Annotated in this window: 15 protein-coding genes and 2 tRNA genes; 9 read left to right on the top strand and 8 right to left on the bottom strand. The window is 72.1% G+C overall.

Annotated features, from left to right (window positions below; all coding sequences use genetic code 11):
* Positions 1-26: 26 nt before the first annotated feature.
* Both JQC91_RS11210 and JQC91_RS11205 read right to left on the bottom strand, forming a co-directional pair.
* Positions 27-443 (bottom strand): iron-sulfur cluster assembly accessory protein, encoded by a 417-nt coding sequence (locus JQC91_RS11210; protein WP_203286901.1) that lies wholly within the window; start codon positions 441-443, stop codon positions 27-29.
* Between the two features lie 132 nt (positions 444-575).
* Positions 576-1,400 (bottom strand): LysR family transcriptional regulator, encoded by an 825-nt coding sequence (locus JQC91_RS11205; protein WP_203286900.1) that lies wholly within the window; start codon positions 1,398-1,400, stop codon positions 576-578.
* 124 nt (positions 1,401-1,524) lie between these two features.
* On the opposite strand from JQC91_RS11205, the gene JQC91_RS11200 reads away from it, so the two are divergent.
* On the top strand, positions 1,525-1,677 hold the full coding sequence (locus JQC91_RS11200) for a hypothetical protein (RefSeq protein WP_203286899.1): 153 nt from the start codon (positions 1,525-1,527) through the stop codon (positions 1,675-1,677).
* Positions 1,678-1,719: 42 nt separating this feature from the next.
* Here the strand turns inward: JQC91_RS11200 and JQC91_RS11195 are convergent, their stop codons facing one another.
* From JQC91_RS11195 to JQC91_RS11185, 3 genes are all read right to left on the bottom strand, one after another.
* On the bottom strand, positions 1,720-2,931 hold the full coding sequence (locus JQC91_RS11195) for a glycerophosphodiester phosphodiesterase family protein (RefSeq protein ID WP_203286898.1): 1,212 nt from the start codon (positions 2,929-2,931) through the stop codon (positions 1,720-1,722).
* 100 nt (positions 2,932-3,031) lie between these two features.
* Positions 3,032-4,705: a mechanosensitive ion channel domain-containing protein gene (locus JQC91_RS11190; RefSeq protein ID WP_203286897.1), complete on the bottom strand. Its 1,674-nt coding sequence runs from the start codon at positions 4,703-4,705 to the stop codon at positions 3,032-3,034.
* A gap of 33 nt (positions 4,706-4,738) precedes the next feature.
* A complete protein-coding gene (locus tag JQC91_RS11185; RefSeq protein ID WP_203286896.1) occupies positions 4,739-5,101 on the bottom strand; it encodes an SUF system Fe-S cluster assembly protein in 363 nt (120 codons plus the stop codon).
* Positions 5,102-5,205: 104 nt separating this feature from the next.
* On the opposite strand from JQC91_RS11185, the gene tgt reads away from it, so the two are divergent.
* The 3 genes from tgt to lon all read left to right on the top strand — a co-directional run bounded on the left by tgt (position 5,206) and on the right by lon (position 9,708).
* The gene (gene tgt, locus JQC91_RS11180) at positions 5,206-6,336 is read left to right on the top strand and encodes a tRNA guanosine(34) transglycosylase Tgt (protein ID WP_203286895.1); all 1,131 of its coding nucleotides are present in this window, start codon (positions 5,206-5,208) and stop codon (positions 6,334-6,336) included.
* Between the two features lie 199 nt (positions 6,337-6,535).
* Complete coding sequence (locus JQC91_RS11175) at positions 6,536-7,129, top strand: hypothetical protein (protein WP_203286894.1); 594 nt, start codon at positions 6,536-6,538, stop codon at positions 7,127-7,129.
* Positions 7,130-7,302: 173 nt separating this feature from the next.
* The gene (lon, locus tag JQC91_RS11170; protein WP_203286893.1) at positions 7,303-9,708 is read left to right on the top strand and encodes an endopeptidase La; all 2,406 of its coding nucleotides are present in this window, start codon (positions 7,303-7,305) and stop codon (positions 9,706-9,708) included.
* 58 nt (positions 9,709-9,766) lie between these two features.
* Here lon and JQC91_RS11165 read toward each other — a convergent pair whose 3' ends face one another.
* Both JQC91_RS11165 and JQC91_RS11160 read right to left on the bottom strand, forming a co-directional pair.
* Positions 9,767-10,255, bottom strand: coding sequence for an EF-hand domain-containing protein (locus tag JQC91_RS11165; RefSeq protein ID WP_203286892.1), 489 nt, complete (start codon positions 10,253-10,255; stop codon positions 9,767-9,769).
* Positions 10,256-10,615: 360 nt separating this feature from the next.
* Complete coding sequence (locus JQC91_RS11160; protein ID WP_203286891.1) at positions 10,616-11,512, bottom strand: glutaminase; 897 nt, start codon at positions 11,510-11,512, stop codon at positions 10,616-10,618.
* Between the two features lie 86 nt (positions 11,513-11,598).
* On the opposite strand from JQC91_RS11160, the gene JQC91_RS11155 reads away from it, so the two are divergent.
* From JQC91_RS11155 to JQC91_RS11135, 5 genes are all read left to right on the top strand, one after another.
* Positions 11,599-11,673 (top strand) — tRNA-Val (locus JQC91_RS11155).
* 73 nt (positions 11,674-11,746) lie between these two features.
* The gene (locus JQC91_RS11150; protein WP_203286890.1) at positions 11,747-12,505 is read left to right on the top strand and encodes a LuxR family transcriptional regulator; all 759 of its coding nucleotides are present in this window, start codon (positions 11,747-11,749) and stop codon (positions 12,503-12,505) included.
* Positions 12,506-12,551: 46 nt separating this feature from the next.
* Positions 12,552-12,803, top strand: coding sequence for a hypothetical protein (locus JQC91_RS11145; protein ID WP_203286889.1), 252 nt, complete (start codon positions 12,552-12,554; stop codon positions 12,801-12,803).
* 12 nt (positions 12,804-12,815) lie between these two features.
* Positions 12,816-12,891, top strand: a tRNA-Val gene (locus JQC91_RS11140).
* Positions 12,892-12,912: 21 nt separating this feature from the next.
* The gene (locus JQC91_RS11135) at positions 12,913-13,437 is read left to right on the top strand and encodes a histidine phosphatase family protein (protein ID WP_203286888.1); all 525 of its coding nucleotides are present in this window, start codon (positions 12,913-12,915) and stop codon (positions 13,435-13,437) included.
* Here the strand turns inward: JQC91_RS11135 and JQC91_RS11130 are convergent.
* On the bottom strand, positions 13,434-14,183 hold the full coding sequence (locus JQC91_RS11130; RefSeq protein ID WP_203286887.1) for an SDR family oxidoreductase: 750 nt from the start codon (positions 14,181-14,183) through the stop codon (positions 13,434-13,436). The genes JQC91_RS11135 and JQC91_RS11130 overlap by 4 nt on opposite strands.
* Between the last annotated feature and the right edge of the window lie 60 nt (positions 14,184-14,243).

Raw genomic sequence — 14,243 nt, 5'->3', positions numbered from 1 at the left:
CGGGGCAGGTCCTCCTGCCCGCAGCCCTACAGCTTGGGCGGCAGGACCGCGAGGCCCGCGTCGGCCCCGGGCTGGGCGGCGGGCGCGGAGAGCGCGTCGTCGAACTTGATCGACTCGCCGCAGCCGCAGGCCTCGGTCACGTTCGGGTTGCGGAACTTGAACCCGGATTCGAGGAGCGAGGTCTCGTAGTCGATCTCGGTCCCGAAGAGGAACATCTGGGCCATCGGGGCGATCACGACGCGCGCGCCGCCCTCCACCTCGACCACCTCGTCGTGGGCGTCGGCCGAGGGGACGTACTCCATCGTGTATTCCATCCCCGCGCAGCCGCCCTTCTTGACGCCGATCTTCAAGCCGAAGGCCGCGTCGCGCGCCATCAGCTTGGCGATCTGCTTGGCCGCCGCCGGGGTCACGGTGACGGGGGCTTGGCCAGGGATGCCGAACATAGATCGTCTCCTTCGCCTTCGATCTAGGCGCCCGGATGCGGCCGCTCAAGGGCGTGCAGCGCCCGTACATACACCGTGCATACATCGTACATACGCCTGTACATACGATCTACGCTGCAGCGCGGCATGGACCTACCCTTCGAGGCGCCCCTCGAGATACCCCGCGAGCGCGTCGAGCGCGGCGCGGATCGGCGGCTCGTGCCGGGCCTCGTGATGGGAGACGAGCCATTCGTCGTGCTCGAGTTCCGCGATCGGGTCGGAGCGGCGGGGGAGGTCGGAGCCCTCGCCCACGAACATCGGGAGGACGACCTTGCCCACCCCGGCCTTGGCGAAGGCATAGGCCCAGCGGGGGTCGTTGGTCGCGGTGACGATGGCGTCGCCGTGGCGTTCGGAGATCCATCGCCCCGACGGCGTCTGCCCGCTGTCGAAGGTTGAGCCGATCCAGCCCTCGACCCCGTCCAGCCCATAGACCGCATAGCGCACCCGCGCGGTGCGGCGCCCCGCCAGCCAAGGCTGCTCCGGCCGCCGGTTGCGCACGCCCACGTCGACCTCGCGCCGCGCGATGTCGAGGTCGAGGTCGCAGTGGACGAACTCGGGGATCCACGCGTCGCCCCGGTCCCAGTATCGTCCGATGTCGTTCGCGAGGGCCTGCGCCGTCCACGTCCCCGCCGTGATCCGGACGCGGGCCGGACCGTCCGATGCCGTGACCCACGCGTCCACCTCCGCCGCCGCGTCCTCCATGCGGCGGGCCCGGTCGTGAAGCGCCCGACCCGCCTCGGTCAGCTGGTAGCCCCGCGCCCCGTGATGGAAGAGCTTGCGCCCCAGCCCCGCCTCCAGCGCCGTCATCCGGCGCGACAGGGTGGGGACCGAGGCCCCCGTGGCGGCGGCGGCCTTGGCCAAGGTGCCGGTGCGGGCGACGGCGGCGAAGAGGGCGAGGTCGTTCCACGAGGGGCGCATGGAGGACGGGTATGGCGAAAGCGGGGGCGGGGCCAGCTTTCACCGGTGAAAGGCCCGTTGCGGCTGTGCCGGGATGAAGGCGGCGGCGGCGGAGGCCATCTGATGTCCGGAAAGGAGACGCCCCATGTCCATCACCCGTTCGATCCCCGCCTTCGTCATCCCCGGCCTCCAGACCGTCGAGCCGCAGGAGAAGACCGGCTACCGCGCCGAGCGCGAGCAGTTCGCCAAGCTCGCCGAGCAGGACCGCCGCGCCCGCCGCTGGCGCTGGTTCGGCTGATGCCATGGCGCGCGCGCCCGCCGAGGCGCGCGCCCCTCGGCCTCAGAGGCCGAAGCAGTTGGCGTAGTAGGTGACCGTCGCCGGCCAGTCGGAGAACACCCCCGCGACGCCCACGTCCTGCGCGAGCACGTGCAGCAGCTCGTAGGTGTCGCCGTCGTTGTCGGTGACGTCCGCGATCGACTGGAAGTACCATCCGCCGCCGCCCGCCAGCGGGCCCGAGCGCTCCAGCGTCCACGTGATGATGCCGAGGTCGGCCTCCTTCGCGGCGTTGGCGAGCGCGGAGGGCACGATGGCGCCGCCCTCCGTCGTGACCAGCATCCACATCGGCGGGGCGATCCAGTTGATCCCCATCGCATTCAACTCGTCCATCGTCTGCGGCCACGTGGACGGGTCCGTCGGCGAGTAGCCCTCGATGTCGTACTCGTCCATCAGGTAGACCGCTTGGTCGCCGTATTCGGTGTTCTCGATCCAGTAGGTCACGTCCTTGAGGTTGAAGGACTGGGGCCAGACGCGGGACGGCTCGATGCCGGCGGCGACGTATTCGTCGATGAGCTTTTGGGCGTAGCCCTGTTGGGAGAAGCCGTCGAAGGGCATCTCCACGGAGGGCGTCTTCAACTCCGGCGTGAAGTCGGCGCCGAGGCGGTCGAAGAGCGCGATGGACTCGGCATGGGTCATCGACGTCGCCTGCCCGGTGTAGAGGTCCGTGCGCCAGTCCGCCGTGCCGCCGAGGTAGTCCGCCACGTCGGTGGCCGTGCCGTCGGCCGCGTCCATCTTCGGCGTGAGCGTGCGGAACTCGGCCAAGGTTATCTCGGAGGTGCGGCACTCGGCGGTCGCCTGCTCCTCGCCCGCGGCGGGGGCGAAGGGCGTGGTGCAGGTGGACGCGAGGTCGGTGGCGAGGATGTCGGTGGTCGTATGCAGGTCGTTCTGCGCGTGGCGGCAGACCAGCTCCTTGTCGGACGTGAAGGTCACGTCGCATTCGAGGATGCCCGCGCCCATCCGGGCGGCGGCGACGTTCGACTCGACCGTGTGCTCGGGGAACATGAGCGGCGCGCCCCGGTGGCCGATGGAGAACTTGGTCCGCTCCGGCGTCTGGCCGCGGCAGGCCATCAGCTCGTCCTTGAGCGGGGAAGGGTCCATCGCGTCGATCAGCGCGAAGGGGCGCTGGCCGTAGGTCAGCGGCTCGGTCGAGTGGGCGTCCGCGAGCGCGGCGAGGGGCAGGGCGGCGAGGGCGGTCGTGAGGGTGAGATGGCGCATCGTGTCTCCTCCGGGTGCGTGCGGGGGAGGCTACGGCGCGAGGTGACGGGCCCGTCTCGGGAGGATGACGGTCTCGTGAAACCGGCTGGTTTCCGCCGGGTCAGGCAGCCTCCGCGGCCTCCGCCTCGGGGAAGACGGGACGGCCGGACCGCTCGGCCATGTCCTGCACCTCCTTCACGATGCGCTCGCGCGCGGCGCAGGCGACGTCCCACGACGTGTTGGGCGAGGCGCACGGGACCGAGAACCACACGTCCACGCCGAACACGTCCTGCCCGGTGACGTTCATGGCCGCCTCGTCGAGGTCGCCCAGCTTGCCGTCGAGGCTCTCGTCGCCGTCGAGGTCCTGCAGCACCGTCTCGAACCGGGACCGCAGCTCGTCGAGATCGGCGTCGGGGCGGACCTTGAACTTGAGGATCTTCAGCATGGCCGGCTCGATCGCCGACCAGTTGATGAACGTCTCGCTGATGAACTCCCGCACGGGGACGATCACGCGCGTGTTGTCCCAGTCGCGCAGCAGCACGTAGGTCAGGTGGATGCGCTCGACGTAGCAGAGCTCGTCCTTCCACTTCACGCGGTCGCCGATCCGGGCGGACTGGTTCATCGCGATCTGGAGCGAGGCCATCACGTTCGCCAGCACGTCCCGCGCGGCGAAGCCCAGCACGATGGTCAGCGCGCCGGCGGAGGCCAGCAGCGACAGGCCGAGGCCACGGAACACGTCCGCCGTCGAGAGCACCACGCCCGCGCCGATCAGGAACACGACGATGGTCAGGATGCGCTTCGCCGCGTTGAGCTTGGTGGCGGTGGAGCGGGCCTCCTCGCGCTCGGCGTCCGTGAGGTCGACGTCCTCGTCCGGCGAGATCATCCCGTCGAGCACCGCCTCGCTGACGTTGATCACGAGCATCAGCACGGCCGTGACGTAGCCGATGGCGAGCAGCGGCGAGAGCCACGTGTCGATCTGGCCCGAGAAGACGAACACGTTGCCCGCGATCCACCCCACGAAGGCCGTCACGGCGGCGACCGCGGCGGGCCACCGCACCGCGCGCACGGCGGCTTGGACGATGGGACGGTCGGAGATGCGGCTGGAGGCGTCCACGGCCCGCAGGACGAGCCCGCCGAGGACGAAGGCCGCGAGCGCGAGCAGCGGGAGGGCCAGCACCTCCCACCACATGAGGCCCCAGAAGGCGTCGCCGCGTACCCACTCGGGCATCCGCGCCTCCCACGGGGCGGGGCCGTACTCCCGGTAGAGGTCGGGCAGCGCGTCGACGGTCTCGCGGGAGAAGACCCACTGCGGGTCCGCGTCCTCGCCCGGCTTCACGCGCTCGAGGCGCAGGGCCGCGGGGACCGGGTCGAGGTTCAGCTCGCGCAGCAGCAGCGAGCGGCGCGGCTCGCCGGCCTGCACCTGCGTCCGACCGCCGAGGACCTGCAGCGCGTCCGGGCGCTCGATCAGCGCGGACCAGTCCAGCACGGCCTTGCGGTCCATCACCGACGCGAGCTGCTGCGCGAGGATCGGCCCGTCGCGCGCTTGGTCGGCCACCGGGAGCTCGGACAGGTCCAGCAGGTGCGCGGCGCGCTCCCAGTCCTCCGCCTCGGTCGCGAGTATGAAGGCGCGCATCGTGGCGCGGGGCGTCCGCCGGTCGATGTCCTCAGGAAGGTCCGCGAGGCCCTCGTTCAGGCCGTCGATCGAGAAGAAGGGGTCCTCCTGGGCGAAGGCGGGCGCCGCGAACGCCATCAGCGCGCAGAGGAGGAGTGCGGCGAGCGTGCGGATCGATGTCATGCCCGGCGAACGCGGGGGGTGGGGGAGGGTTCCCTACATGAACCCCAGTTCGAGCCGCGCCTCGTCCGACATCATCTCCATGCCCCAAGGCGGCTCCCAGGTGAGGTCGACGTCGACCGTCTTGACGCCGGGCACCGAGGAGACCGCGTCGGCGACCCAGCCGGGCATCTCGCCCGCGACGGGGCAGCCCGGCGCGGTCAGCGTCATCACCACGCTCACGTCGTTCTCGGCCCCGATCCGGATCGTGTAGACCAGCCCGAGGTCGTAGATGTTCACGGGGATCTCGGGGTCGAACACGGACCGGCAGGCCTCGACCACGGGCTCGTGGAGGGGGTGGTCGGTGGTCGAGGGCGCGATCAGCGGCGCGCCTTCCATGGGCTCGGTCTCGTCGCGCATGGGCCGGTCCTCCGGGTCATTCCTGACCGGACAGGTAGGGAATGCGGCCGGTGGCGTCCAGTGCCGGGGTTTTCCCCGCCCCCGCCCGCCGCTAGGGCGCGGCCATGGCCACCGGCATCTCCTTCACACTCCACGTCACCGACGGGCGCGCCCGCCGCGGCACGCTCGCGACGACGCGCGGCGACATCCGCACGCCCGCCTTCATGCCCGTCGGCACGGCGGCGACCGTCAAGGCGATGCTGCCGGGGCAGGTGCGCGAGACGGGGGCCGACATCCTGCTGGGAAACACCTACCACCTGATGCTGCGGCCCACGGCGGACCGGATGGAGCGGCTGGGCGGATTGCACCGCTTCATGAACTGGGACCGCCCGATCCTGACCGACTCGGGCGGCTATCAGGTGATGTCGCTGTCGGAGCTGCGGAAGCTGACCGAGGAGGGGGTGACGTTCCGCTCCCACGTGGACGGGTCCAAGCACTTCCTGTCGCCGGAGACGTCGATGGAGATCCAGCGCAAGCTGGGGTCGGACATCGTGATGTGCTTCGACGAGTGCCCCGCGCTGCCGGCGGACCGCGAGCGGGTGGCGAGGTCGATGCGCCTTTCGATGCGCTGGGCGCGGCGGTCGCGCGACGCGTTCGGGGACCGGCCGGGCCACGCGTTGTTCGGCATCCAGCAGGGCGGTCTGGATGAAGAGTTGCGGGCGGAAAGCGCCGAGGCGCTGACGGCCATCGGCTTCGACGGCTACGCGGTGGGCGGGCTGGCGGTGGGCGAGGGGCAGGAGGCGATGTTCGGCTGCCTCGACTTCGCGCCGGAGCAGCTGCCCGCGGACAAGCCGCGCTACCTGATGGGGGTGGGCAAGCCCGACGACCTCGTGGGCGGGGTCGCGCGGGGGATCGACATGTTCGACTGCGTGCTGCCCACGCGCTCGGGCCGGACGGGCGAGGCGTGGACGCGGCGGGGGCGGGTGAACCTGCGCAACGCGCGGCACCGGGACGACCCGCGGCCCTTGGACGAGGCCTGCGCGTGTCCCTGCTGCACGGGCTATTCGCGGGCCTACCTGCACCACGTCGTGCGGGCGAAGGAGGCGATCTCCATGACGCTGCTCTCGTGGCACAACCTGCACTACTACCAAGAGCTGATGCAGGGGATGCGCGACGCGATCGAGGCGGGGACGTTCGAGGCGTTCCGGTCGGATTTCGATGCGGAGTTCGGCGCGGGCGACATCCCGCCGCCCTGACGCGCGCGTCATGGATTGGGGCGGAACCGGGGCGGGCCGTGCTCGTTCCGCCTCAGACCGCCGCGGCGACCCGGCCGTTGACCGAGGGTCCGCCCGGCGCCGGCCCTGCCGCATGGTAGTCCGTGGGCGAACGAGCCGCTCGCGATCCTGCGGGACGACGGGTGGCCGCCGAGGCACACATCGACCCGAGGAGGCCGCCATGCGCGCGCTCCGTCCCCTCACGCTCGCGCTCTGCGCGCTCCTCGCGGCCCCGGCCGCGGCCGAGGACCTGCGCGGGCGCCTCACCAAGGTGATCGACATCACCGGCACCCACGTGGAGCCGCGCCGCAAGCTCTGCGGCCTCGTGGCGCGGGGCGGCCTCGCGGCCACCATGCGGGGCGACTGGACGCTGCGGGCCGGGCGCGCGACGGAACTGGCCGCGACCGGCCCGGTGCGGCACCCGCCGGCCGGCACGCGCCGGGTGCGGCTCGATCCGGCGTCGGGCGACCTCCGCCTCTCGGGCGAGCTCGGTACCGCGGCCCTCAGGCCCCATGCCGGTCCGGGCTGGCCCTTCGGCTCCCGCGGGCCGCAGGCGGTGGCGGGCGGCGAGGTCCTCGCCACGACGGCCAACGTGCTGCCCGGCGGCTGCGGGCCGATGCCCCGGCTGCGCGCGGACGGGCACGGCGCGGACGGCCGGTGGACGATGTACCTCTACCTCCGGTCCCCCGACGAGGCGGTCGGCGCCATCGTCACGGAGGCGCCCGCGACGGGCGCGCCGGTGGTGCGGCTCGTGGACCTCAAGCGCGCCTCCTAGCGCGCGGACCCCGCTTGCACCCGCCCGTCGGGGCGGGCACCGTTCCCCCGAGGCGGGGCCGCCGCCGCAACTTGATCGCGGCGCGCCGGCCCCCACATCGATGCGGAACCAGAAAGGGGCCGAGGGCTGCCGCTGCCGGGGCCGGGCCACCTTCGCTGAAGGGACGAATGCATATGACGACGACGACCCATCCGGTCCTCCCCCTGCGCGACATCGTGGTGTTCCCCCACATGATCGTGCCGCTCTTCGTCGGGCGCGAACGCTCGGTCCGCGCGCTGGAGGAGGTGATGAAGGACGACAAGCAGATCCTGCTGTCGTCCCAGATCGACCCCACGGTCGACGAGCCCGAGGCCGAAGGCATCTACCGCGTCGGCGTGCTGGCCAACGTGCTGCAGCTGCTCAAGCTGCCCGACGGCACCGTGAAGGTGCTCGTCGAAGGGCGCCGCCGCGTGAAGATCACCGAGTTCACGGGCACCGAGGGCTACTTCGAGGCCTCCGCCGAGCCCTTGGAGGAGGAGCGCGGCGACGAGGCGACGATCAAGGCGCTGATGCCGTCCGTGGCCGACGAGTTCGAGCGCTACGCCAAGGTCAAGAAGAACATCCCCGAGGAGGCGCTGGGCACCGTGGCCGAGGCCGAGGACCCGGCCAAGCTGGTGGATCTCGTGGCGGGCCACCTCGGCATCGAGGTGAACCAGAAGCAGGAGCTCCTGGAGAGCTTGGTCGTGTCCGAGCGTCTGGAGAAGGTGTTCGGCACCATGCAGGGCGAGATGTCCGTCCTGCAGGTCGAGAAGCGCATCAAGTCGCGCGTGAAGTCCCAGATGGAGCGGACGCAGCGCGAGTACTACCTCAACGAGCAGATGAAGGCGATCCAGAAGGAGCTGGGCGACGGCGAGGACGGCCAGAACGAGGTCGCCGAGCTGGAGCAGCGGGTCGCCGAGACGAAGCTGTCCAAGGAGGCGCGCGAGAAGGCCGAGGGCGAGCTGAAGAAGCTCAAGAACATGTCGCCGATGTCGGCCGAGGCCACGGTCGTGCGCAACTACCTCGACTGGATGCTGTCGATCCCGTGGGGCACCAAGTCCCGCGTCAAGAAGGACATCGGCAAGGCCGAGGCGATCCTCGACAAGGACCATTACGGCCTGGAGAAGGTGAAGGAGCGGATCGTCGAGTACCTCGCCGTGCAGGCGCGCTCGACCAAGCTGAAGGGGCCGATCCTGTGCCTCGTGGGGCCGCCGGGCGTGGGCAAGACCTCCCTCGGCAAGTCCGTCGCCAAGGCCACGGGGCGCGAGTTCATCCGCATCTCGCTGGGCGGCGTGCGCGACGAGTCCGAGATCCGGGGCCACCGGCGGACCTATATCGGCTCGATGCCGGGCAAGATCATCCAGGCGCTCAAGAAGGCCAAGACGACCAACCCGCTGATCCTGCTCGACGAGATCGACAAGATGGGCCAGGATTTCCGGGGCGACCCGGCCTCCGCGATGCTCGAGGTGCTGGACCCGGAGCAGAACGGGACGTTCGTCGACCACTACCTCGAGGTGGAGTACGACCTGTCCAACGTCATGTTCCTGACGACGGCCAACTCGTACAACATGCCCGGCCCGCTGCTCGACCGGATGGAGATCATCTCGCTCGCCGGCTACACCGAGGACGAGAAGGTCGAGATCGCCAAGCAGCACCTGCTGCCGAAGGTCGTGAAGGCGCACGGGCTGCGGAAGGGCGAGTTCGAGGTCTCGGACGACGTCCTGCGCGAGATGGTCCGCACCTACACCCGCGAGGCGGGCGTGCGGAACATGGAGCGCGAGCTGGCCAAGCTGGCCCGCAAGGCCGTGACGCGGATCGTCGGCAAGAAGGAGAAGACGGTCTCGGTCACGACCGAGAACCTCGACGACTTCCTCGGCGTGAAGAAGTACCGCTACGGGCTGGCCGAGGACGCGGACGCCATCGGCGTGGTGACGGGCCTCGCCTACACCTCCGTGGGCGGCGACCTCCTGCACATCGAGGCGCTGCGCCTGCCGGGCAAGGGCCGGATGAAGACGACCGGCAAGCTGGGCGACGTGATGAAGGAGTCGATCGACGCGGCCTCGTCCTACGTGCGCTCCATCGCCCCCGAGATCGGGGTGGAGCCGCCGAAGTTCGACCGCATGGACATCCACGTCCACGTGCCGGACGGGGCCACGCCCAAGGACGGGCCGTCGGCGGGCCTCGCGATGGTGACGTCCATCGTGTCGGTCCTGACGGGCCTGCCGGTGCGACGCGATCTCGCCATGACGGGCGAGGTGTCGCTGCGCGGCCGTGCGATGCCCATCGGCGGCCTCAAGGAGAAGCTGCTCGCGGCCCTGCGCGGCGGCATCACCAAGGTGCTGATCCCCGAGGAGAACATGAAGGACCTCGCGGACATTCCGGACAACGTGAAGGAGGGGCTGGAGATCGTCCCCGTCACCCACGTGTCGGAGGTGCTGGAGCACGCGCTGGTCGGCTCGCCGGAGTCGATCGAATGGGACGAGGCGGCGGCGGATGCCGCGGCCGCGGCCCAGGCGGCCGCCGCGGCGGCGGCCGCGGCCGCAGGCGCCACGGCGCACTGATCGCGGCGGCACGCGACGATGGAAGGCCCCCGGTTCGGGGGCCTTTCCCGTTTCGGGGTCAGGTGCGCGCGGGTCGGGGCCGCGGCCGCGTCGCCGGCGGGTCCGTGCGGGCGAGCAGGTCGGTCCGGTCGGGCAGGGGCGGCGCGCAGACATGCGGCGCCCCCGTCGCGACGGTCGTCGCGGGCCGCGCGGGCCCGTAGCGCCGCGGGCCCGACCACGCGCCCGCCCGCATCGCCCGGTCGAAGGCGCGCCCGAAGTGATGGCGCATCTCCCACGCGGCGAGGATGCCGTTCCCGTCGATGTCGATCTGCCGGGGCGTTGGCGCCGCCCGGCCCGCCGAGACGAGCAGCTCCGCCCGGCTCACGAACCCGTCCCCGTCCGCGTCGAGGCGCGCGAAGGCGTCCGGCCTCCCGCCGACCGCCTCGAACTCGGCCCAGTCGATCGCGTGGTCCGCGTCGCGGTCCACGGCGGCGAAGCCAGGCGCGGCCGCGGCGGGGGCCGCGAGCAGCGCGAGGCAGGTCGCGGCGCGGGCGAGGGTCGGTCGCATCGGGTCCTCCGGTCGAGTGGTCCGATCCGGAGGCTGCGCGCGGGCCGGGTCCCCAGTGGGGCGAGACCGGGGCGATATGCGGCACCTCCGAACGGCACGGGGCGCCTCTCCCGACGCCGAGGGCCGTGCGGTCGGTCGGCGGTGGCGACCGCCACGGTCATCACGAAGGCGATGATCGGGACGAGGATCCCTCGGGCCGACGAGGATGTGTCCTCGACGATCAGGATGGGTTCGACGTTGCCGGCGGTCGCCGTGCTAGCCACGAACGCGCACATGGCGGCGGCGGTAAGGATGGTCTTCCTCTGCCGTCGCCCCCTCTCCAGTGCGCCGACGCTGGGATCGCGGTGCGATTCGCGCAAGTCACCCGAACACGGACCATCCGGTCGCCCGCGCGAGCCGCTCCATCGCCATCGTGCCGAGATGGGAGTTGCCATTGGCGTTGAGGCCCGGCGACCAGACCGCCACGGAGGCCCGCCCCGGCGCGATGGCGAGGATGCCGCCGCCCACCCCGCTCTTGCCCGGCAGGCCGACGCGGAAGGCGAAGTCGCCCGAGGCGTCGTAGTGCCCGCAGGTCAGCATGAGGGCGAGGAGCCGCCGCCGCCGCGCCGATCCCATCCCGCTGCCGGGCGAGGCGAGGCGCAGGCCCGCGCGGGCGAGCTGCGCGCAGGACATGGCGATGGCGCAGTGGCGGAAGTAGGCGGTGCAGACGTCGGGCGCGGGGTTCGACAGCCGGTCGTGCGCCGCCATAAAGTGGGCGAGCGCGAGGTTGCGGTCCCCATGCGCCGCCTCCGACGCGGCCACCTGCGCGTCGACCGCGATGGCCCCGTCCCCCGCCGCTTGGCGGACCGAGGCGAGGACGGCGCCCACGGGATCCGCCTCGGCGGTCATCAGCGCGTCCGTCACCGCCAGCGCGCCCGCGTTGATGAACGGGTTGCGCGGGATGCCCGCCTCGGCCTCGAGCTGCACGATCGAGTTGAACGGATCGCCCGACGGCTCGCGGCCCACGCGCTCCCACAGGGCCTCGCCGACGCGGTCCAAGGTCAGCGCAAGGCTGAACACCTTCGAGATCGACTGGATGGAGAAGGGGACGTCCGCGTCGCCCGCGCGCAGGATGCGTCCGTCCGGCAGCGCCGCGGCGATCCCGAACCGGGCCGGGTCGACGCGCGCGAGTTCGGGGATGTAGGTCGCGACGCGGCCGCGCTCGCCCTCGCGGGCCATGGCGTCGGCGATCTCGGTGAGGAGGGGCTGCAGGTTCATGCCCCTCCTTCGCCTCCGCGCACCCTCCGCGCAACGGCCCGCGGCCCCTTGCGGCCTCCCGGGCGGGGCGCTATCTGCGCGCCGACGGGTGATTAGCTCAGTGGTAGAGCGCTTCGTTCACATCGAAGATGTCGGGGGTTCAAATCCCTCATCACCCACCATCCCCCCCATGTTCGCGCCTGACTTACAGTGGAGCGCCCTAGCGCCGCCCGCCGCAGGTGATAGTCTCGGCGCATGGATGGGTCGCTCGCGAGCTTCGCCGCGTCCGTGGCGGGGATCGACGACTCCCGGCACCTCTGGCGCGCCGCGCGCGCGTTCCTCCGGGCGCGCGGGGTGGTCCGGATGTCCTACCACCACCAGTCCGTCGTCACCCCCGAGAGCGCGGTCGTCGTCGCCGAGGGCTTCCCGAAGGACTGGGTGCGGCACTACGTCGAGCACGAGCTCAGCCTCGCCGACCCCATCACCGCGCTCGCGGCCAAGCGGTCCCAGCCGTTCTTCTGGTCGGACGTCGACATGCTGACCACGCTCACCGGGACCGAGGCGGCCTTCCTGTGCGAGCTGGAGACGGCGGAGCTGGGCGACGGGCTCGCGATGCAGGTCTACGGGCCAAACATGCGCTCCGCCTATGTCGGCCTCGGCTTCGGGCCGGGGCTGCGGCCCGACCTCGCGCCCGCCGGCGTCTTCGAGCTCAAGGCCGCGGTGCAGATCGCCCACCTGCGGTTCTGCGAGATAACGGAGCACCGCACCGCGCTGGAGCGCGACCTCTCCCCCCGCGAGGAGGAGATCCTCGGATGGATCGCGCGGGGCAAGTCGAACGGCGTGATCGCCTCCATCCTCGGCCTGTCGCGCCATACCGTGGACACGCTGGTCCGCCGCCTGTTCGACAAGCTCGGGGTCGCGGACCGCACGACGGCCGTGATCCGCGGCCTCGGGGCGGGGGTAATCGACCTGTCGGGGCCGGCGCGCGTGGCGCGCATGGGCGACATGCCATAGGCGCGCGTCCGGCCTAGGCCAGGGGCGTAGCACGATGCGAGACCCGATGACCGACGACATTCCCGCCGCCGCTGAGGCCGCCCTTGCCGCCTTGGCCGATGCCGTCGCGGGGGTGCCGCCCGCGCGCCGCCCGGCCTTGTCGCTGCGCCTCGCCGCCCGCGCGGTCGAGGCGGCGGCCTTCGCCGCGGCCGAGGACGGCGACGCGGCCACGGCCCCGACTCTCATCCTGATCGCGTCCGACCTGTCCCGGCGCGCCGACGCCGCCGCCCGGCTTGATGACCGCGAGGCCGCAGGCTAGGCCCGCGTCCACGGGTGGTTAGCTCAGTTGGTAGAGCGGCTCGTTTACACCGAGTAGGTCGGGGGTTCGAGACCCTCACCACCCACCACCGCTCCCCCCGGAGGCCGCGATGCCCCTCTATCTGATGCGCCACGGCGAGACCGCGTGGAACGTCGAGGGCCGGATGCAGGGGCGGCGCGACTCGCCGCTCACGCCGCGGGGCGAGGCGCAGGCCCGCGCCCTCGGCGGCATCCTCGTGGCGCACGGCCTTTCCGGGCTTCCCTGCCTCGCCAGCCCCGCCGGTCGCGCGACCCGCACGGCGGCGCTGGCCGGGCTGGCGGCGACGGTCCTGGAGGACCTCTCGGAGATCGGGATGGGCCGGTGGGAGGGGCGCCTGCGGTCCGACCTCACCGCCTCGGACGGGGTGCGGTGGAAGCTCGACGCCCCCGGCGGCGAGGGCCGCGCCTTCGCGGGCCGCGTGGCCCGGCTCGCCGTCGCGCTGCCGCGCCCGGCGCTCGTGGTGACGCACGGGATGGTCCTGATCGGCCTGCGCGCCGCGTTGCGGGGGCAGGGGCCGGAGGCGTGGGACGGGTTGGACGACCCGCAGGGCGTCGTGTTCCGCGCGGACGAGGGCGGCGAGGCGGTCCTGCGCTAGGACCGCAGCGCGGGCAGGCCGATGCCCGTCGCCTCGAAGCCGCCATCGACCGAGAGGCGCTGGCCGGTCACGTAGGACGCCTTCTCCGAGCAGAGCCAGACGATCGCCTCGGCGATCTCCTCCTCGCGGCCATAGCGGCCCAGGGGGATCGCGTCGTGGTAGGCGTCGATGATGTCCTGGGTGTGGACCGCCATGGCGAGCTTGGTGCGGACGGGGCCGGGGCAGACCGTGTTGGCCCGCACGCCGTGCTCGCCCAGCTCGACGGCCAGCTGCTCGGTCAGGTGCGCGATCCCCGCCTTCGACGTCCCGTAGGCCACCCGAAGCGTCGACGCCCGCAGGGCTGAGATGGACGCGATGTTCACGATGGCGCCCCGCGCGGCCTTGAGGTCCGGGAGCAGCGCCTGGGTCACGAGGAAGGGGCCGTCGAGGTTGGTGGCCATGACCGCGCGCCAGCGGTCGAAGCCCGTCTCCTCCAGCGGCCCGAAATCGGCGAGCCCCGCGTTGTTCACCAGCGCGTCCACCGATCCCAGCGCCTGCCGCGCCTCCGCCGCCATGCGCTCCACCGCGTCCGGGTCGGAGACGTCGCAGGACAGCGGCGTCACCCCCTCCAGCGATCCGGCGGCGCGGGCGAGCTCGTCGCCGTCGAGGTCCACCATCGCCACCCGCCGCCCCTCCGCGAGGAAGAGCCGCGTCGTCGCGAGCCCGATCCCCCGGGCCGCGCCCGTCACCACCGCCGTCCTCGTCATGCGTTCCCCCGTGCTGCGTTCTGACCGTGCCCGGCGCGGGACCGGAAAGTCACCCCGCGA

Source organism: Jannaschia sp. Os4 (assembly GCF_016820245.1).
In the GTDB taxonomy this organism is placed as follows: domain Bacteria; phylum Pseudomonadota; class Alphaproteobacteria; order Rhodobacterales; family Rhodobacteraceae; genus Jannaschia.
This window is presented reverse-complemented; position numbering and strand designations above follow the sequence as displayed.